17 protein-coding genes are annotated in these 20112 nt (G+C 60.3%); all 17 read left to right on the plus strand.

Annotation, left to right across the window (positions count from 1 at the left end; translation table 11 throughout):
- Positions 1-70: 70 nt before the first annotated feature.
- The 17 genes from FY152_00080 to miaB all read left to right on the plus strand — a co-directional run bounded on the left by FY152_00080 (position 71) and on the right by miaB (position 20111).
- Positions 71-1204: a class I SAM-dependent rRNA methyltransferase gene (locus tag FY152_00080; protein ID UXS30561.1), complete on the plus strand. Its 1134-nt coding sequence runs from the start codon at positions 71-73 to the stop codon at positions 1202-1204.
- Positions 1201-2061 (plus strand): RNA methyltransferase, encoded by an 861-nt coding sequence (locus FY152_00085; GenBank protein UXS30562.1) that lies wholly within the window; start codon positions 1201-1203, stop codon positions 2059-2061. The genes FY152_00080 and FY152_00085 overlap by 4 nt, the downstream gene beginning before the upstream one ends.
- The gene (locus FY152_00090) at positions 2061-2549 is read left to right on the plus strand and encodes a signal peptidase II (protein UXS30563.1); all 489 of its coding nucleotides are present in this window, start codon (positions 2061-2063) and stop codon (positions 2547-2549) included. Before FY152_00085 ends, FY152_00090 begins: the two co-directional genes overlap by 1 nt.
- A gap of 55 nt (positions 2550-2604) precedes the next feature.
- Positions 2605-4854: a response regulator gene (locus FY152_00095; GenBank protein ID UXS30564.1), complete on the plus strand. Its 2250-nt coding sequence runs from the start codon at positions 2605-2607 to the stop codon at positions 4852-4854.
- Between the two features lie 94 nt (positions 4855-4948).
- Positions 4949-5830, plus strand: coding sequence for a GNAT family N-acetyltransferase (locus FY152_00100; protein ID UXS30565.1), 882 nt, complete (start codon positions 4949-4951; stop codon positions 5828-5830).
- A 127-nt stretch (positions 5831-5957) separates the two neighbouring features.
- Complete coding sequence (gene mutS / locus FY152_00105; protein UXS30566.1) at positions 5958-8672, plus strand: DNA mismatch repair protein MutS; 2715 nt, start codon at positions 5958-5960, stop codon at positions 8670-8672.
- 96 nt (positions 8673-8768) lie between these two features.
- A complete protein-coding gene (locus tag FY152_00110) occupies positions 8769-11597 on the plus strand; it encodes a [protein-PII] uridylyltransferase (GenBank protein UXS30567.1) in 2829 nt (942 codons plus the stop codon).
- Between the two features lie 7 nt (positions 11598-11604).
- On the plus strand, positions 11605-13194 hold the full coding sequence (gene murJ, locus FY152_00115; protein ID UXS30568.1) for a murein biosynthesis integral membrane protein MurJ: 1590 nt from the start codon (positions 11605-11607) through the stop codon (positions 13192-13194).
- The gene (locus FY152_00120; GenBank protein UXS30569.1) at positions 13194-13598 is read left to right on the plus strand and encodes a VOC family protein; all 405 of its coding nucleotides are present in this window, start codon (positions 13194-13196) and stop codon (positions 13596-13598) included. The genes murJ and FY152_00120 overlap by 1 nt, the downstream gene beginning before the upstream one ends.
- A 103-nt stretch (positions 13599-13701) precedes the next feature.
- A complete protein-coding gene (gene trpS, locus FY152_00125) occupies positions 13702-14766 on the plus strand; it encodes a tryptophan--tRNA ligase (GenBank protein UXS30570.1) in 1065 nt (354 codons plus the stop codon).
- A gap of 114 nt (positions 14767-14880) precedes the next feature.
- Positions 14881-15372, plus strand: a complete 492-nt coding sequence (locus FY152_00130; GenBank protein UXS30571.1) for a universal stress protein — start codon at positions 14881-14883, stop codon at positions 15370-15372.
- Positions 15373-15517: 145 nt separating this feature from the next.
- Positions 15518-16081 (plus strand): NifU family protein, encoded by a 564-nt coding sequence (locus FY152_00135; GenBank protein UXS30572.1) that lies wholly within the window; start codon positions 15518-15520, stop codon positions 16079-16081.
- Between the two features lie 21 nt (positions 16082-16102).
- A complete protein-coding gene (tsaB, locus tag FY152_00140; GenBank protein ID UXS30573.1) occupies positions 16103-16771 on the plus strand; it encodes a tRNA (adenosine(37)-N6)-threonylcarbamoyltransferase complex dimerization subunit type 1 TsaB in 669 nt (222 codons plus the stop codon).
- 52 nt (positions 16772-16823) lie between these two features.
- On the plus strand, positions 16824-17318 hold the full coding sequence (locus tag FY152_00145) for a GNAT family N-acetyltransferase (protein UXS30574.1): 495 nt from the start codon (positions 16824-16826) through the stop codon (positions 17316-17318).
- Positions 17319-17388: 70 nt separating this feature from the next.
- Entirely contained in the window at positions 17389-17817 is a 429-nt protein-coding gene (locus tag FY152_00150; protein ID UXS30575.1) for a transcriptional repressor, read from the plus strand.
- A gap of 30 nt (positions 17818-17847) precedes the next feature.
- On the plus strand, positions 17848-18642 hold the full coding sequence (locus tag FY152_00155; GenBank protein UXS30576.1) for a 1-acyl-sn-glycerol-3-phosphate acyltransferase: 795 nt from the start codon (positions 17848-17850) through the stop codon (positions 18640-18642).
- A gap of 65 nt (positions 18643-18707) precedes the next feature.
- Complete coding sequence (gene miaB / locus FY152_00160; GenBank protein UXS30577.1) at positions 18708-20111, plus strand: tRNA (N6-isopentenyl adenosine(37)-C2)-methylthiotransferase MiaB; 1404 nt, start codon at positions 18708-18710, stop codon at positions 20109-20111.
- Position 20112: the final 1 nt, after the last annotated feature.

Here is a 20112-nt window from a genome sequence, read left to right on the forward strand (position 1 = left end):
TCTAGGCGAGCGGCGCGTGGAATGCTATTTGCTGCGCCATAAGACGCGGGCAGAAGCGGAAAGATTTCCATTGAAGAAAAAAGACAGCCGGCCGGGCAATCGTGCACGTGCCGGGAGCGAGAAAAAACAGGTTCATGCCGCAAAGCCGGCACGGCGGGCGGAAGTGGCACCGAAAAAGCGCGAGCCGGACGCAGTCCGCAGCGTGCCAAAACCCGCGCCGAGGGAAAAGGTTACGCCGGCGGCAGCCGTTGAGCAGGTGCCCGCGCGGCCGCTCAAGCCTCGCACCGGCGAACGTCCCGCAGAACAGGTTCCGGTCATTCTGGAATCGAGTGGCGCTGGCGATTTTCACCTGATCGACAGTGGCAACGGCCTGAAGCTTGAACAATACGGCGAATACCGCGTCGTCCGTCCCGAGGCGCAGGCGCTGTGGCAACCGTCGGTCCCCGACCGCGTGTGGCAGAATGCCGATGCCATTTTCACGGGTGATACCGATGAGGACGGCATGGGCCGCTGGCGTTTTCCAAAGGCGGCGCTTGGCGAAACCTGGCCACTATCCCTGCTCGGGGTCGATTTTCTTGGCCGTTTCACCGCTTTCCGTCACGTTGGTGTCTTTCCGGAACAGATCGTCCATTGGGAATGGCTGAAAAACGCCGTCGAGACCGCCGACCGACCGCTGAAAGTGCTGAACCTGTTCGGTTATACCGGCGTCGCTTCGCTGGTCGCGGCGGCTGCGGGCGCCGAAGTTACCCATGTCGATGCTTCCAAGAAAGCGATCGGCTGGGCAAAGGAGAACCAGGCGCTTGCCGGGCTCGAACAGGCACCGATCCGCTGGATTTGCGAAGACGCGATGAAATTCATCCAGCGTGAGGAACGGCGCGGCAGCACCTATGACGTCATCCTCACCGACCCGCCGAAATTCGGCCGTGGCACCCATGGCGAAGTCTGGCAATTATTCGACCATCTGCCGCTGATGCTGGATATCTGCCGTGAAATCCTGTCGCCCAGAGCGCTCGGCCTTGTGCTGACGGCCTATTCCATCCGTGCCAGCTTCTATTCGATGCACGAACTGATGCGCGAAACCATGCGTGGCGCCGGTGGCGTTGTCGCATCCGGCGAACTCGTCATTCGCGAGGCCGGTCTTGATGGCAAGACGCCGGGCCGGGTGCTTTCCACATCGCTATTCAGCCGCTGGGAGCCGAAATGACGAAGGATATGCGCGAAAACACGACGCGCCGGGTTGGCCAGGTCAAGGAAGTGACCAGCCTTGCCAATCCCATTATCAAGGATATCAAGGCGCTCACCCAGAAAAAGGGCAGGGAAGAGACCGGCACTTTCATGGCGGAAGGCCTGAAGCTGGTCATCGACGCGCTTGAACTGGGCTGGACGATCAAGACGCTGGTTTATGCCAAGGCCGCCAAGGGCAAGCCGCTGGTGGAGCAGGCGGCGGTGAAGACGGTCGCATCCGGCGGTCTGGTGCTGGAAGTCAGCGAAAAGGTTATCGCCTCGATCACCCGCCGCGACAATCCGCAGATGGTCGTCGGCATTTTCGAGCAGAAATGGAAATCGCTGAAGGATATTCGCCCGGAAAAGGGCGAGACCTATATCGCGCTCGACCGGGTCCGCGATCCCGGTAATCTCGGCACCATCATCCGCACGGCTGATGCGGCAGGCGCTTCGGGCGTCATTCTGGTCGGCGATTGCACCGATCCCTTCTCGCTGGAAACGGTTCGCGCTACCATGGGTTCGGTTTTCGCCACGCCTGTTGCCCGTGCTTCGGTCGAGGAGTTCCTCTCCTGGAAAAAATCGGCCAATGTGAGCGTTGTCGCCACCCATCTCGCCGGTTCCGTGGATTATCGAAAGATCGACTACACCGGCAAGCCGGTCGTGGTCTTGATGGGCAATGAACAATCGGGCCTGCCGCCGGAACTGGCCGGCAAGGCCGACCAGCTGGCCCGCATTCCGCAGCAGGGCCGTGCCGACAGCCTCAATCTCGCCATCGCAACCGCCGTCATGCTTTTCGAAGCGCGGCGACATCTCCTCGAACTGACACCGGTGAAGTAATGGCCAAAGCGGCGTTGTTTTCGAAATTTGGCCCGGCTTTCGCGCTGATCGTCGCCGCACTGGTGCTGGACCAGATCGTCAAGCAACTGGTCGAAGCCTATCTGCCGTTACAGGAGATGGTGCCGGTCGTTCCGTTCCTGGCGCTTTACCGCACCTATAATCTCGGCGTGGCGTTTTCGATGCTGTCTGACATGCATGGCTGGTTCATCGTCAGCATGCGGCTCGTCATCGTGGTCTTTGTGCTATGGCTCTGGCGCAAGACGGCGGCGGACCGAACCTTTGCTCATCTGGGTTTTGCCTTCATCATCGCAGGCGCGGCCGGCAATCTTCTCGACCGCTTTTTCTACGGACACGTCATCGATTATATCCTGTTTCACACCGACACATGGTCTTTCGCGGTCTTCAATCTGGCCGACACTTTCATAACCATTGGTGCGGGTTGCGTTATTCTGGATGAGTTTCTGCACGCTCGCGCGGCAAAAAAGTAAAATTTTAGGGTTTCAGCCAAACATATCAAAACCGCTGCCGTGGTAGCGGTTGTTTATGAGCGAACCGGCAAGACTTCGGGAAAGAGTTTCAGATGGCCTCCACGCGGCTGCCCCGGCCGCGCAGCCGATGGATCATGCCAAGGCGACACCTCACCGCACTGATACGGCCCGTGAGATCAATGCTGGATCGATCGCGCTCCATGTCGCCGTTTCCTTGTCAGTCGGTGCGTTCTCTGCGGCGCTGATTGCGCTCGCGGTGCCCTATGCGGTCACCGTCGCGCTGGCATCCTTCTTTGCCGCCGTGCTCGTCGGCCTCCTGTTCTACGCGCTCTTCGGCAAAACGTCCCCTCAGCCCGGCGAACTGCAAGCCGATTATTCGGATGTGCGGCTGCGGCAAATGCAAAACCGGTCGCTGATCGCCGAGATGCAGGAAGCCATGGGCGATATTGTCGTGATCCGTAACATGGACCGGCGCATCGTCGAGGCGAACGCCGTCTTTCGCGAAATGACGGGTTGCTCGGCTCCCGAGGGACTGAGTTGCGAGGAAATTGGCATCGCGTTCCGGCCGGGCGGTAAAGCCCACGTTTATGACGTAGAAATCGCGACCCCCTTTGGCCAGCGCATTTTCTCCTGGCATGATGCCGTGACCCGCGATCTCGCAAGCAGCCGTCTTCTTATCAGCAGCATCGCCAGGGACGTGACCGAAGAGCGTCTGGCGCTTGGCGAAAGGGAGGACGCACGGTTGCGCGCCGAAAAGGCCGATGCCGAAAAAGCGCGATTGCTGGCCACCGTAAGCCACGAAATCCGCCTGCCGCTGTCAGGCATGCTCGGCATGAACCATCTTCTGTCGCAGACGAAGCTCAATGAAGAGCAGCGGAATTATCTCGATGGCATGAAACAGTCCGGCCAGTCGCTGGTGCAGCTGGTCGAGGACCTGCTGGACTATTCGACCATGGAGGCGGGCCGTTTCAAGCTCAATCCGCGGGCGGAGAACCTGCGACGGCTGATCGAGAGCATTGTCGAGATGCTGGCGCATCGCGCCCATGAAAAGGGCATCGAAATCACCTCCTTCGTCACGCCCGATGTGCCCGATTATCTGGATTTCGATCCGGCAAGGCTGCGTCAGGTCCTGTTCAACCTGCTTGGAAACGCCGTCAAATTCACCCGGGACGGCGGAGTCGTCATCCGGGCGCGCATGGTCGAGGGTGAATTGCTGATCACCGTCGAAGATACCGGCCCGGGCATGAGTGCGGCGGAGCAGGCCCGTATCTTCGGTGAGTTCGAGCAGGCTGGCCCCATGTCGCAGAGAAGTGCAGGAACCGGACTCGGGCTGGCCATTTCCGCTCGCATCGTGCGGGAATTCGGCGGCAGTCTCACCGTATCGAGCCGCAAGGGCAAGGGCAGCACCTTCACGCTCGCCTTCCGCCCCGGCAGCGCGCCTGCCGGAATGCCGGACCAAGGCCGGCGTCATTGCCTTCAGCATACGAATGTCCTGCTGGTCGCCCCCAGGGGGGTGGCGGCAGCGGTGACGATGGAGGCGATAGAGGCTTTCGGCGGCAAATGTATTCTCATCCATCAGCCGGAGGATCTGGAAAGGCTGAAGGACAAGACGGGTAGTTTGGCCGCCAGCCTCACCGATATCATCGTCGATCAACGCATTTCTGCTCTCTTCAGGGACGATCTGAAGGAGTGGCCACAACAAAATGTTCGCCGCACGCTGCTGGTCAGTCCCGAAGAGCGGCCTTCGACGATGCATGTATCCTTCGATGCGTGGCTGATCCGGCCGCTGCGCGAAAAATCCCTGATCGACGTCCTTTGCGGCCGCCTGCGTGGAATAGAACGGCGCGACGCCATCAACGACAATCACCCGGATGTGGGGTTTTCGTCGCGGGTGAGTGAAGGCGCAAGCGGCATCGAGATCCTCGTGGCCGAGGACGACGCCGTCAATGCCCGCATCATTCGCGCCGTGCTCGAAAAAAGCGGCTTTATTGTCCGCACCGTTGACGATTTTCACGCCCTGCAGCAGTCGGTGGCGCCGGGCGCCTCTCGATTGCCGCACCTCATCATTTCCGATCTCAATATGCCGGGTGGTGAGGGGCTGGAGGTGTTACCCGACCTTCTCCTGACGCTGAAGGGCGAGGCAAATGTTCCCGTTATCGTGCTGAGCGGCGATGCGAGTGCCGCGACCGCTGAAATCTTGCTGGAGGCCGGTGCGGCCAAGGTTTTGACCAAGCCTGCCGACCCGAGGCGGCTGGTCGAGGAAATTCGCCGCCTGCTGGAGGCGAAACGTGTGTCGCCATCATAATTTAACAGACTCGCTCTGGCTGCATTTTGTCACTATTCTGTCGTCAATTAGTGATTTATGACAGGAAAATTCTTTGGTGGCGGAGCGATTCCCCATGGTTGCCGAAATACTCAATCACGACATTTGTGAAAACAATGTTGTCATTCATCCTCGTCCTGAGACTGTGCAGGATAATGAGGGTCTTTTCGGTCGTATCGGTACACTTGAAACACGGCTCGCAAGAAATGAGCGTGAGATCGATGCCGCACAATCCGTGCGTTACCGGGTCTTTGTCGAGGAAATGAAGGCGCGCCTTCCGGCAGAAGCGATGCGCCGCAAGCGCGATATCGATGCCTGGGACAGCGTCTGCGATCATCTGCTCGTGCTCGACAAGGCGATCGAAGGCGACAGCGAGGACCAGATCGTTGGCACCTACCGTCTTCTGCGTCAGGAAACGGCGCTCGCCAATAACGGTTTTTATTCCGCCAGCGAATTTGATATTGCCGGTCTCGTTGCGCGCCATCCGGGCAAGCGCTTCATGGAGCTTGGCCGTTCCTGCGTGCTGCCGGAATATCGCACCAAGCGCACCGTCGAGCTTCTGTGGCAGGGCAACTGGGCCTATGCCGTGAAACACCGCATGGATGCCATGATCGGCTGTGCCTCCTTCCCCGGCGTGCAGCCGGAAGCCCACGCGCTTGCCCTGTCTTTCCTGCACCATAATTGCGTGGCCAAGGGTGAGTGGGAAGCCTCCGCCCTTCCCGAGCTTTACCATGAGATGGACCTCGTGCCGGCTGAGGCGCTCAACGCCCGCAAGGCGCTGAACGCCATGCCGCCGCTGATAAAGGGCTATATGCGCCTTGGCGCAATGTTCGGCTCCGGCGCGGTTGTGGACCATGCCTTCAACACCACCGACGTCCTCGTAGTCCTGCCGGTTTCGTCCATCGCCGGTCGTTACATCAGCTATTACGGTGGCGAGGCCGAGCGCATCAACGGCTGACCGGGTTTTGGCGCAGCCGGGCGGGATGTTCCTGTGGGCAGCGTCCCTGCGCGTGTTGTCTTAAGGTGGAGATTGCCGCTAGTGTCGGCGCTCCTTTTCCGCAACACGATATGACATCGGCAGGCCATTGACGGACGTTCTGACAACCGCTTCCCTGATCTCGGAAGAGAGCCGCGCGACGGCCACTCCGATGATGGAGCAATATATCGAGATCAAGGCGAACAATCCCGGTTCGCTGCTCTTCTACCGCATGGGCGATTTTTACGAATTGTTCTTCGACGATGCGGTCGAAGCCTCTCGCGCTCTCGGCATCACGTTGACGAAACGCGGCCAGCATATGGGGCACGATATTCCCATGTGCGGTGTTCCCGTCCATGCAGCGGATGATTATCTGCAGAAACTCATCCTGCGCGGTTATCGCGTCGCCGTCTGCGAGCAGGTGGAAGATCCGGCGGAAGCCAAGAAGCGCGGATCGAAATCCGTGGTCAAGCGTGATGTGGTGCGGCTTGTCACGCCCGGCACGCTGACTGAAGAAAAACTGCTCTCACCGACGGAATCCAACTATCTGATGGCGCTTGCCCGCATTCGCGGCAGTGCCGAGGCGCAGTTTGCGCTCGCCTGGATCGATATTTCCACCGGCGTCTTCCGCCTGGCGGAGACAACGCTGACACGGCTGCTCGCCGATATCTGGCGCATCGATCCGCGTGAGCTGATCGTCGCCGATAGCCTTTTCCATGACGAGGAACTGCGGCCGGTCTTCGATGTGCTTGGCCGCGTAGCAGTGCCGCAGCCGGCGATCCTCTTCGACAGCGCCACGGCGGAAGGGCGCATCGCGCGTTATTTCAACGTTTCGACACTGGATGGTTTCGGCGCCTTTTCGCGGGTGGAAATGGCGGCCGCCGCCGCTGCCGTCGCCTATGTCGAGAAGACCCAGATCGCCGAGCGCCCGCCGCTCGGTGCACCGGAGCGTGAAAGTGCCGCCTCCACGCTTTTCATCGATCCCGCCACCCGCGCCAATCTGGAACTGGTGAAGACGCTATCGGGCGAAAGGGACGGATCGCTGCTGCATGCCCTGAACCGCACGGTAACCGGCGGCGGTGCACGGCTTCTGGCCGAGCGGCTGATGTCGCCCTTGACCGACCCGGAAAGGATCAACGCCCGCCTCGATGCCGTCGCCTATCTCATCGATGACGTCTCGCTGTGCGACGGCCTGCGTGATGCGCTGAAACATGTCGCCGATATGCCGCGTGCGCTTTCGCGTCTGGCGCTGGAGCGCGGTGGGCCACGCGATCTCGGCGCCATCCGGCTGGGACTGGTTTCCGCCGAAAAAATAGCGGCCATTCTCGATGACGGGTTGTTGCCGGATGAGCTGGCAACGGCTCTGAAGGATTTGAAAGCCTTGCCCGGCGGGCTGGAAGCCATGCTCGGCTCGATGCTTGCCGACGATCTGCCGCTTCTGAAGCGTGACGGCGGTTTCCTGCGTGAAGGCGCCAATCCCGAACTCGACGAGGTGCGGGCGCTGCGCGACCAGTCGCGTCGGGTGATTGCCGGGTTGCAGCTCAAATATGCCGATGAGACCGGCATCAAGTCGCTCAAGATCAAGCACAACAATGTGCTGGGTTATTTCATCGAGGTGACGGCGGGCAATGCCGATGTGATGATGGCGACGGATGAGGCCAAGGCGCGCTTTATCCACCGCCAGACCATGGCAGGCGCCATGCGCTTCACCACCACTGAGCTTGCCGATCTCGAAAGCCGCATCGCCAATGCCGCTGCGCAGGCTTTGACCATGGAACTGGAAGCCTTTGAGCGCATGGTCAAGGCCGTGGTGCAGCAGGCGGAAGCGATCAAGGCCGGCGCACTGGCGCTTGCGGTGATCGATGTCGCCTCGAGCCTTGCCTATCTCGCAACCGAACAGGCCTATTGCCGACCGATCGTCGATGCTTCCATGACCTTTGCGATCAAGGGCGGGCGGCATCCGGTGGTGGAGCAGGCGCTGCGGCGGCAGTCGGCCGGACCCTTCATCGCCAACAACTGCGATCTGTCGGCCGTCAATGGCGGCAAGAACGGTGCGATCTGGCTGCTCACCGGCCCGAACATGGGCGGTAAGTCGACCTTCCTGCGCCAGAATGCGCTAATCGCCATTCTCGCGCAGATCGGCTCCTTCGTTCCGGCGGAAGCCGCCCATATCGGCGTCGTCGACCGGCTGTTTTCCCGTGTCGGCGCATCGGACGATCTGGCGCGCGGCCGCTCGACCTTCATGGTGGAAATGGTGGAAACCGCCGCCATTCTCAATCAGGCGACGGATCGCTCGCTGGTCATTCTGGACGAGATTGGCCGTGGCACGGCGACCTTTGACGGTCTTTCCATCGCCTGGGCGGCGGTGGAGCATCTGCACGAGGTCAATCGTTGCCGTGGTCTCTTCGCCACCCATTTCCATGAGTTGACCGTGCTGTCGGAGAAACTCGGCCGCCTTTCCAATGCCACGATGCGGGTGAAGGAGTGGGAAGGCGACGTCATCTTCCTGCACGAGGTCGGACCGGGCGCTGCGGATCGTTCCTATGGCATTCAGGTGGCCCGGCTTGCGGGCTTGCCCGCATCGGTGGTGGAGCGCGCCCGCGAGGTGCTGACGAAGCTCGAAGATGCCGACCGCAAGAACCCGGCCAGCCAGTTGATCGACGATCTGCCGCTGTTCCAGATCGCGGTTCGCCGCGAGGAAACCCGCAAGGCCGGACCATCGAAGCTGGAGGAAGCTCTGAAAGGCTTCAACCCTGACGAAATGACGCCGCGTGAGGCATTGGATGCGCTCTATGCGTTGAAGAAAGAACTTGGCAAGGCTTGAAGGGATAGATTGCCTGTCCATCGCCTTTAAAACTCGCTATAGGACACTCCCATCGCAAGTGGTGGGATTTCCCACAGGACATGGATACCGGCATAGATGGCCATCAAGGACCTGGATTTTTCCGACATTCTCGATGTATCGGCGCTGAAGCGCGAATGCGACATCATCTTCAAGGAAGACGGCAAACGCATTGCCGATATTCGCTCCGATCTGCTGCCGATCTTTCGCAAGGCCAGCACGGAAGGCCGGGAAAAGGCCAGGGAACTGCTGAAAGCCGATGGCAGCGGCATCGATTGCGCCAGACGCATTTCCTGGCTTCAAGATCGGCTGATCGAAATCCTCTATGATCTCGCCTGCCAATATGTTTATCCGAAAGATACGCCGCAGATCGCGGTCGCTGCGGTCGGCGGTTACGGTCGCGGCACGCTGGCGCCGGGATCGGACATCGATCTCCTGTTCCTGCTGCCGGCCAAGAACACACCTGACATGCACAAGGCCGTGGAGTTCGTGCTCTACCTCCTCTGGGACCTCGGTTTCAAGGTCGGCCACGCCACCCGCACGGTGGATGAATGCATCCGCCTGTCCAAATCCGATATGACGATCCGCACCGCCATTCTGGAAGTGCGGGCGATTTGCGGCAAAAAATCCCTGACCGACGATCTTGAAAAACGCTTCGAGTCGGAAGTCGTCACCGGCACCGGTCCGGAATTCATTGCCGCAAAGCTCGCCGAGCGCGACCAGCGCCACCGCAAGGCGGGCGATACGCGTTATCTGGTGGAGCCGAACGTCAAGGAAGGCAAGGGCGGGTTGCGCGACCTGCATACGCTGTTCTGGATCGCCAAATATTATTATCACGTCCGCGATACGGCCGATCTGGTGAAGCTCGGCGTCCTGTCGCGGCGCGAACTCAGGCTGTTCGAAAAGGCCGATGATTTTCTCTGGGCCGTCCGTTGCCAGATGCATTTCATCACCAATAAGGCCGAAGAGCGCCTTTCCTTCGACATTCAGCGCGAAATCGCCGATGCGCTCGGTTATCAGCCGCGCCCCGGCCTTTCCGCCGTCGAACGTTTCATGAAGCATTATTTCCTCGTGGCGAAGGATGTGGGCGACCTGACCCGCATCGTCTGCGCCGCCCTTGAAGATCGGCAGGCGAAGGATGTGCCGGGTCTTTCCGGCGTTCTCAGCCGCTTCGCCCACCGTGTGCGCAAGATTCCCGGCTCGGTGGAATTCGTTGAGGATCGCGGCCGCATTGCGCTCGCCAAGCCCGATGTCTTCAAGAACGATCCGGTCAATCTGATCCGGCTGTTCCACATTGCCGATATCAACAATCTGGAACTGCATCCCGATGCGCTGCGTGTCGTCACGCGTTCGCTGTCGCTCATCAATGACGAGCTGCGGGAAAACGAAGAGGCAAACCGGCTTTTCCTGTCGATCCTGACGTCGCGGCGCGATCCGGCGCTGACCCTGCGCCGCATGAATGAGGCCGGCGTTCTCGGCAAGTTCATCCCCGAATTCGGCAAGATCGTCGCGATGATGCAGTTCAACATGTATCATCACTATACGGTGGATGAGCATCTGATCCGCTCTGTCGGCGTGCTCTCGGAAGTGGATAAGGGAACGGCTGTCGATGCCCATCCGCTTGCCAACCAGCTGATGCCGAGCGTCGAGGAACGTGAGGCGCTTTATGTCGCCGTTCTGTTGCACGATGTGGCGAAGGGCCGGCAGGAAGACCACTCGATTGCCGGCGCGCGTGTCGCCCGCAAGCTCTGCCAGCGTTTTCGCCTCACCGGCAAGCAGACCGAAACGGTGGTCTGGCTGATCGAGCAGCATCTTTTGATGTCCATGGTCGCCCAGACGCGCGATCTGCATGACCGCAAGACGATCACCGATTTTGCCGACAAGGTGCAGTCCATGGAGCGGCTGAAGATGCTGCTCATCCTGACGGTCTGCGATATTCGCGCCGTTGGTCCGGGCGTGTGGAACGGCTGGAAGGGGCAGCTGCTGCGTTCGCTTTATTACGAGACCGAATTGCTGCTCTCGGGCGGCTTCTCGGAGGTCTCCCGCAAGGAGCGCGCGCAGATCGCCCGGCAGGCGCTCTACGACGCGCTCGAAGACTGGGGCCAGAAGGCGCGGCGCAAATACACCAAGCTGCACTACGAGCCCTATCTGCTGACGGTGGCGCTCGAAGACCAGGTGCGCCACACCCGCTTCATCCGTGAGGCCGACAAGCAGGAAAAAGCGCTGTCGACCATGGTGCGCACCCATTCCTTCCATGCCATCACCGAAATCACCGTGCTGGCGCCGGACCATCCGCGTCTGCTGTCCATCATCACCGGCGCCTGTGCGGCGGCCGGCGCCAATATCGCCGATGCGCAGATTTTCACGACGTCCGACGGGCGGGCGCTCGATACGATCCTGATCAACCGCGAATTTCCGATCGACGAGGACGAGACGCGGCGCGGCAACAATGTCGGCAAGCTCATCGAGGAGGTTCTGTCCGGCAAGCAGCGCCTGCCGGAAATGATTGCCACACGCACCAAAAGCCGCAAGAAGAAAAGCGCCTTCACCATTCCACCTTCGGTCACCATCTCGAATGGTTTGTCCAACAAGTTCACCGTTATCGAAGTCGAGTGCCTCGACCGGCCGGGGCTTCTGGCTGACATGACGGCTGTGATTGCCGACCTGTCGCTCGATATTCATTCCGCCCGCATCACCACCTTCGGCGAAAAGGTCATCGATACCTTCTATGTGACTGATCTCTTCGGCCAGAAGGTGACGAATGACAACCGGCAGGCCAGCATCGCCACGCGCCTGAAGGCCGTGATGAGCGAGCAGGAAGACGAATTGCGAGACCGTATGCCGAACGGCATCATCGCCCACCCAGACGTGGCGGCCCTGCCGGCCGCGCGCACGGCAAAGGCTTGAAGCGCCCATGAGTCTGATCGGCAAGTTCGCCACCGTCGGCACCGCCACGCTCGGCAGCCGCATTTTCGGCTTCCTGCGCGAAACCCTGATGGCAGCCGCCGTCGGCACCGGCCCGGTGGCGGATGCCTTCAATGCTGCTTTCCGTTTCCCCAATACCTTCCGGCGGCTCTTTGCCGAAGGTGCGTTCAACTCGGCTTTCGTGCCGCTTTTCGCCAAGGAAATCGAGGCGAACGGCATGGAAGGGGCAAGACGCTTTTCCGAGGAAGTCTTCGGCGTCCTGTTCACCGTGCTTCTGGCTCTGACGATCCTGATGGAACTGTCGATGCCGTTCATCGTGCGCACGGTGATCGCGCCGGGCTTTCTGGAAGACCCGGTGAAATTCGACAACACCGTCCATCTCGCCACCATCATGTTCCCCTATCTCGCCTGCATGTCTCTGGCGGCAATGATGGGCGGCATGCTGAACTCGCTGCATCGTTATTTCGCAGCCGCAATTGCTCCCGTTTTCCTCAACATCATCCTCATCGGCGTGCTCGCGCTTGCATGGTGGAAGAACTACGATCCGCTTCAGGTAGGCTATGCGCTCTCCTGGGGCGTGATGGCGGCGGGCGTGGTGCAGCTTGCCATCGTCTGGATTGCCGTGCGCAATGCCGGCATGCGCATCGGTTTCCGCAGGCCCCGGCTGACGAAGAATGTGCAGCGCCTTCTGGTTCTTGCCCTGCCGGCAGCCATCACCGGCGGCATCACCCAGATCAATCTTTTGATCAACACCAATATCGCCTCTGCCGGCGAGGGCGTGATCTCGTCGCTTGCCTATGCGGACCGGATTTATCAGCTGCCGCTCGGCGTGGTCGGCATTGCGGTGGCCACCGTGCTTCTGCCGGAGCTGGCGCGGGCCTTGCGCGGCGGGCATATGGTTGAGGCCGGAAGCCTGCAGAACCGCTCGGTCGAATTCGTACTGTTCCTGACATTGCCGGCTGCTGCAGCACTTCTCGTCATGGCGGAGCCTATCGTTCGTTTTCTTTATGAACGCGGCAACTTCTCGCCTTCGGCCACCATCACCGTCGCGCAAATCCTCGGTATCTATGGTCTTGGTCTGCCGGCTTTCGTGCTGATCAAGGCCTTCATTCCGGGCTTCTTCGCCCGCGAGGATACCCGCACGCCAATGATCTTCGCAGCGATTTCCGTCGTCGTGAACGTCTCCCTGGCGCTGACGCTGTTTCCGCGTCTTGGGGGCCGGGGCATCGCCATTGCCGAAATCACTGCCGGCTGGGTGAACGCCGCCCTGTTGTTCGGCATGCTTTTGTGGCGCGGTCACTGGCAGGTGGATATTCCGCTGCTCACCCGCATTCCGCGTTTGCTGCTGGCTGCGGCGTTGATGGCCGGTTTCGTGCACTATGCGCTGACCTGGCTGACTTTCGAACTGTCTTCCGCCTCGTCCATTTTCGTGCGGGCGGGCACCATCATGGCTCTCGTTTTCGCAGCCATGCTGGTTTATTTCGTGCTCGCTTTCGTTTCCGGCGGAGCCGATATCGGCATGGTCAAGCGAGCCATCCGCAAGCGCGGCAAAAAGAACGTCGAAACGGAGGCGGGCTGATGTCCTTTGCCGAAAACCGCCGCATCGCGCTTGTTACGCTTGTCGTGGATAACTACGATCGGGCAAAAGCGTTTTATTGCAATGTTCTCGGGTTCGAGTGCCTGTCCGATCAGCCGCTTGGTGATGGCAAGCGATGGCTGGTGGTGAAACCTGAAGGCAGCGATGGCGGTGCCCTGCTGCTTGCCCAGGCGGATGGTGAACCGCAGAGGCTTGCCATCGGCAACCAGACGGGCGGGCGTGTCGGGTTTTTCCTGCATACCGACAATTTCCAACGCGATTACGAGACCATGCTCGCCCGCGGCGTGCGCTTTCTGGAAGAACCGCGCCACGAGGTTTACGGCTCCGTTGCGGTCTTTGCCGACCCTTACGGAAATCGCTGGGATCTTCTGGAACCGCGCGGCTGACATGCCCTGAAACCGCTTGATTGCTGGGGGCTGCGGGTGCATAAGCGCGCGTGCAATTCCAACCATGGGGCGGGGCCCTCCACAAGCCTTTTCGAGGACGACAATGAACGCATTCAAGCCGCTGGTTTTCTCGGGCGTCCAGCCGACCGGCAATCTGCATCTCGGTAATTATCTCGGCGCCATCCGCAAATTCGTGGCGTTGCAGGAAGATAACGACTGCATCTATTGCGTCGTCGACATGCACGCCATCACCGCCCAGCTCGTTCATACGGACCTGAAGGCGCAGACCCGCTCGATTGCGGCCGCCTTCATCGCCGCCGGTATCGACCCCGTAAAACATATCGTCTTCAATCAGTCGGCCGTGCCGCAGCATGCGGAATTGGCATGGGTGTTCAACTGCGTGGCGCGCATCGGCTGGATGGAGCGCATGACCCAGTTCAAGGACAAGTCCGGCAAGAATGCCGAGCAGGTCTCGCTCGGCCTGCTCGCCTATCCGAGCCTGATGGCCGCCGACATTCTGGTCTATCGCGCCACGCATGTTCCGGTCGGTGACGACCAGAAGCAGCATCTGGAACTCGCCCGCGATATCGCCCAGAAATTCAACATCGATTTCAGCGACCATATCCGCAAGGCCGGTCTTGGCCTCGATATCACAGTCGGCGATGAGCCGGTGCACGCCTATTTCCCGATGGTGGAGCCGTTGATCGGCGGTCCGGCCCCGCGCGTGATGTCGCTCAAGGACGGCACCAAGAAGATGTCGAAGTCCGACCCTTCCGATCTGTCGCGCATCAACCTGATGGATGATGTCGACGCGATCTCGAAGAAGATCAAGAAGGCAAAGACCGACCCGGACGCGTTGCCGAGCGAAGTGGAAGGCCTGAAGGGTCGCCCCGAGGCCGAAAACCTCGTCGGCATCTATGCCGCGCTGTCCGACAGGACCAAGGCGGATGTTCTTTCCGAATTCGGCGGACAGCAGTTCTCGGCCTTCAAGCCGGCTCTGGTCGAGCTTGCCGTCAATGTTCTGGCCCCCGTCAACAACGAGATGCGCCGCCTTCTCGATGACCCGACCCATATCGACGCCATTCTCAGCCAGGGCGGCGAGCGGGCTCGCGCGATCGCTGAGAAGACGATGAACGAGGTGCGCGATATCATCGGCTTCCTGCGCTGAGCACAGGCCGCCTGCGAACGACGGCAGGCGGTTTGCGCCTGCCGTGATTTGATATAATCTCCGCCCGAACCGTCGGGCGGTTTTTTGGATCACGGCGGACTTAGGGAGTGCGGAATGGTTTCAAAACGGCTGTCGCGTCTGGAAGGGCATCGTCGCAAATTTCTCGCCGTTATCGATGACACACCGGAATGCGAAAGGGCCGTGCACTATGCCGGCCGTCGCGCCAAGAACTCCAATGGCGGACTGGTCCTGCTTTACATGATCCCGGAAGGGGATTTCCAGCAATGGCTGGGTGTCGAACAGATCATGCGGGCCGAGGCGCGTGAGGAGGCGGAAGCCACGCTTGCCAAGATCGCCCAGAAGGTGCGCGAGACAATCGGTATCGAACCGGAGTCGGTCATTCGCGAAGGCAGCGCCACCGAGCAGATCCACGGGCTGGTCGAGGAAGACCGCGATATCGCCATTCTCGTTCTGGCAGCAGGCTCGACCAAGGAAGGGCCGGGACCGCTGGTGTCCTCCATCGCCGGACGCGGTGCAGCCTTTCCCATTCCGGTCACCGTGCTGCCGGATACGCTGTCGGACGAGGAAATCGACGCGCTCTGCTGATCCTGGTTTCGGGCAAGATCTTGGGGCTGACGATTTCTTGAATGTAATTATCATGTCAGGGCTTGAAGTACGGCTTCGCCGGGCGTATTTTTTGGAAGAATTCTAAATTGCGGGGCGTGAACGGCGACCTCGAAGGAGACAGACGATGTTCATTCAGACGGAAGCCACGCCGAACCCCACGACGTTGAAGTTCCTGCCGGGCAAGGTGGTGCTGGAAAGCGGCACGGCAGAGTTTCTCAACCCGTCGCAGGCGCAGGCTTCGCCGCTGGCGGAGCGCCTCTTCACCATTCCGGGTGTGACCGGCGTTTATTTCGGTTTCGATTTCATCACCGTCACCAAGGATGGTGCGGAATGGCAGCACCTGAAGCCTGCTATTCTGGGCTCGATCATGGAGCACTTCATGTCCGGCCGCCCGATCATGGGCACGGCCGTTGCGGCCGAAGTGTCGGATGAGGAGGGCGAATTCTTCGAAGAGGGTGACGAAACCATCGTCGCCACCATCAAGGAGTTGCTGGATACCCGCGTCCGTCCCGCCGTGGCGCAGGACGGTGGCGACATCACCTTCCGCGGTTTCCGCGACGGTACTGTGTTCCTCAACATGAAGGGTGCCTGCTCGGGTTGCCCGTCCTCCACCGCCACGCTGAAGCATGGCGTTCAGAATTTGCTTCGCCATTTCGTGCCGGAAGTGCGCGAAGTCGAAGCGGTATGACATTGTAAGCCAGGCCACGCCATGATTGTTCTAGCACTCGACACGTCAGGTGTGGATTGTTCCGCCTGCGTTTATGACAGCGCCTCCGACAAGGTACTCGGCGAAGTGTGCGAAACAATCGGCAAGGGCCATGCCGAAAGGCTGATGGCCGTCATTGATGGTGCTCTGGAGCAGGCGCAACTGCCGCTCCAGAATGTCGAACGCATCGGCGTGACCATCGGTCCGGGGTCTTTCACCGGTATCCGTGTCGGTGTTGCCGCTGCGCGTGGTTTTGCCCTGTCCCTCGGCATTGAGGCCTTGGGTGTAACCACGCTGGAGACGCTTGCGCTGCATTACCTGCTTGCGAATCCCGGCCGGCCCGTGGCCGTCGGGCTGGATGCCAAGCGCGATGAAGCCTACCTCCAGACATTTTCGGCGGATGGATCGCCGCTTCGCGATGCCTCCCTCCTGTCTCTGGAGGACTCCAGACTGGCCATCGAAGGTTTCGATGGCGCCGTCATCGGCTCCGCTGCGCCGCTTTTCGCCGGGGCAGAGGCTGGTTCCGGACCGGATCATTTCCCGATTACCTCGGTGGCGCGCGCCGCCGCGCGCAAGCCGGCAGGCCAGCCGAAACCTGCGCCGCTTTATCTGCGCGGGCCGGATGCCCGGCCGCAGACCGGTTTTGCGCTGGCACGTCAGGGCGTTGCCTGATAGGGCATGGCTGAATGCCTGCGAATGATTCCCGTGATGCCCGATCCTTGCTATGTTTGATGATTATCTAAGCTGGAAGCCCTATTTCGAAATCGTGCCGATGCAGCATGAGGATTGCGGCGCGGTGGCGGAACTGCATGCGCTGCGCTTTCCGCGCCCCTGGAATGACGGCGAGTTTTCCGGCCTGTTGACGCAGGGATCGGTTTTCGGTGCCGTCGCCCGTCAGACCAACGCATTTTTCAGCAGGCCGCTCGGTGGCTTCGTGCTGGCGCGGGAGGTGGCTGGCGAGGCGGAAATCCTCACCGTCGCCGTCGCCGACAAGTTCGCGCGCGCCGGCCTCGGCTGGCGTCTGATGCAGTCGGCCATTCGCGAAGCGATGATGCGCGGTGCGGAAACCATGTTCCTTGAGGTGGACAACAGCAACGCTTCCGCCCTTGGGCTTTATAAAAAGCTCGGCTTCAAGACAGTCGCGGAGCGCAAGGCCTATTATACCGCCAAGGATGGAACCAAGTCGACGGCGCTTGTCATGCGCCGCGATCTTCGCTAGTTCCCTGCGACAGGCATTTTTTCGGCGAAAGCCGCAAAATTCAACCGGAATACTCAAAAGGCCAGAAGACGTGATAGACCTTTCGAAAACGCTGGAGGAGCTTTGTGCCGAACGCGGCATGCGGATGACGGACCAGCGCCGCGTCATTGCCCGTGTCCTGCAGGAATCGGCCGATCATCCCGATGTCGAGGAACTTTACCGCCGTTCCTCCGCCGTGGACCCGCGCATCTCGATTTCCACCGTCTACAGAACGGTGAAGCTGTTCGAAGACGCCGGCATTATCGAGCGTCACGATTTTCGTGATGGCCGCTCGCGTTACGAGACGGTGCCCGAGGAACATCACGATCATCTGATCGATCTGAAGAACGGCGTCGTCATCGAATTTCATTCCGCCGAGATCGAGGCCCTCCAGGAGAAGATCGCCCGCGAACACGGCTTCAAGCTCGTGGATCACCGGCTGGAACTTTACGGCGTGCCGTTAAAGCCCGGCGAACGCTGAGACGCCGGTGAACAGACGGGCGTTCCAATCATGATGTGGCTCCGGACAGCCTATATCGCGGTCGTTCTTCTGATCGTCACGCTCATATTGCTGCCGCTGCAACTATTGGGCCTCGCCTTCGACTGGCGGCTTCGTCGCCGCATTCCACGCATCTGGCATCGCATCGCCTGCCGTGTTCTCGGCATTCGCGTGCATGTCCATGGTGATGTGGAGCGGGCAAAACCACTGATGCTGGCGGTCAACCACGCCTCGTGGAAGGACATCCTCGTTCTCGGCAGCATTGCTGATGTCGTGTTCATCGCCAAGACGGAGGTGAGGGACTGGCCGGTTTTCGGCTGGCTCGCCCGCCTGCAGAAAAGCATCTTCGTTCAGCGCGAGCAGAAGCGTAGCACCGGCGAGCAGGTTGGCGAGATTGCCAGCCGCATGGCCGATGGCGAGATCGTCGTCCTGTTCCCCGAAGGTACCACCTCGGACGGCAACCGCATGCTCGCCGTCAAATCCTCGCTGTTCGGCGCGGCCTCCACGGCGGCCGAGCAGGTCCCGGGCAAGCTGGTTTACGTGCAGCCGGTCGCCATCGCCTATACGCGGGTACACGGCATGGCCATGGGTCGTTATCATCGGATCATTGCCGCTTGGCCGGGCAGCATAACGCTGATGCCGCATCTGCTTGGCGTCATCAGGGCAGGCGCCATCGATGTCGATGTGACCTTCGGTGACAGCGTTCCGTTCCACAGCACGGATAACCGCAAGCGCCTTGCGACCGATATCGCCGCTTCCATCCGTTCGATGCTGGCCTTCAGCCTGCGCGGTGGATGGCGGAAATAGCGAGATCATAGCTTTTCCGGCATTTTTCTGTTTAATCTGGCCGTGAAAAACACTAGATAGCCGCCATGACCCAGGAAACCATCAGCCTCGACGCCCCCCAATCGATCGCCCGCGAGGGTTCGAACAGCCGCAAGGTTTTTATCAAGACCTACGGCTGTCAGATGAACGTCTACGATTCCGTTCGCATGAGCGATGCGCTGGCGAAGGATGGTTACGTTCAGACCGAGGATATGGGCGAGGCGGATCTGGTTCTGCTGAACACCTGTCATATCCGCGAAAAAGCGGCTGAAAAGGTCTATTCAGCGCTTGGCCGTCTGCGCGACATGAAAAAATCGCGCGAAGAGCAGGGCCGTGAATTCATGATCGGCGTTGCCGGCTGCGTGGCGCAGGCGGAAGGCGAGGAAATCCTTCGCCGTGCGCCAGCCGTCGATGTCGTCATCGGCCCCCAGACTTACCACCGCCTGCCGGAAGCGCTGAAGCGGGTACGCGGCGGCGAGCGGGTCATCGAGACGGAATATGCGGTTGAGGACAAGTTCGAGCATCTGCCGGTCGCCGAAAAGGCGACGCTGCGCACGCGTGGCGTGACGGCGTTTCTGACGGTGCAGGAAGGCTGTGACAAATTCTGTACCTTCTGTGTCGTGCCCTATACGCGCGGTTCGGAAGTGTCGCGCCCCGTTCGCCAGATCGTCGATGAGGCGATGAAGCTGGTGGATGCCGGTGTGCGCGAGATCACGCTGCTCGGCCAGAACGTCAATGCCTGGCAGGGCGAAGGTCCGAAGGGCGAAAAATGGGGTCTGGCTGAGCTGCTTTACCGGCTGGCGGAGATTCCGGGTCTCGCCCGGCTTCGCTACACGACCAGCCATCCGCGTGACATGGATGATCGGCTGATCGGCGCGCATCGCGATCTGCGCATCCTGATGCCCTACCTGCATCTGCCGGTGCAATCAGGGTCGGATCGCATCCTGAAGGCGATGAACCGTCGTCATACGGGTGAGGAATATATCCAGCTTATCGAAAAAATCCGCGCTGCCCGCCCTGATATCGCCATGTCGGGGGACTTTATTGTCGGCTTCCCCGGTGAGACGGATCGCGATTTCGAAGATACGATGGCGATTGTCGAGCAGGTGAAATATGCGCAGGCCTTCTCCTTCAAATATTCCACCCGTCCTGGTACGCCGGGGGCTGACCTTACGGATCAGGTTGAGGAAGAGGTGAAGGCCGAGCGGCTGGAACGATTGCAGGCCCTGCTGCTGCGGCAGCAGAAGGAATTTGCGGAATCGCTGGTCGGAAAGACCATGGATGTGTTGCTGGAAAAGCCCGGCCGCATGCCTGAACAGTTGATAGGTCGCTCTCCCTGGCTGCAATCCGTGAATCTTGATGCAAAGACTTTGAAAATCGGTGACATTGTTCATGTACGAATCACCGCAACGGGTCCAAACAGCTTGTTTGCCGAGGTGGCAGGGAGTTAGA

It is taken from the genome of Agrobacterium tumefaciens (assembly GCA_025560025.1).
In the GTDB taxonomy this organism is placed as follows: Bacteria; Pseudomonadota; Alphaproteobacteria; order Rhizobiales; family Rhizobiaceae; genus Agrobacterium.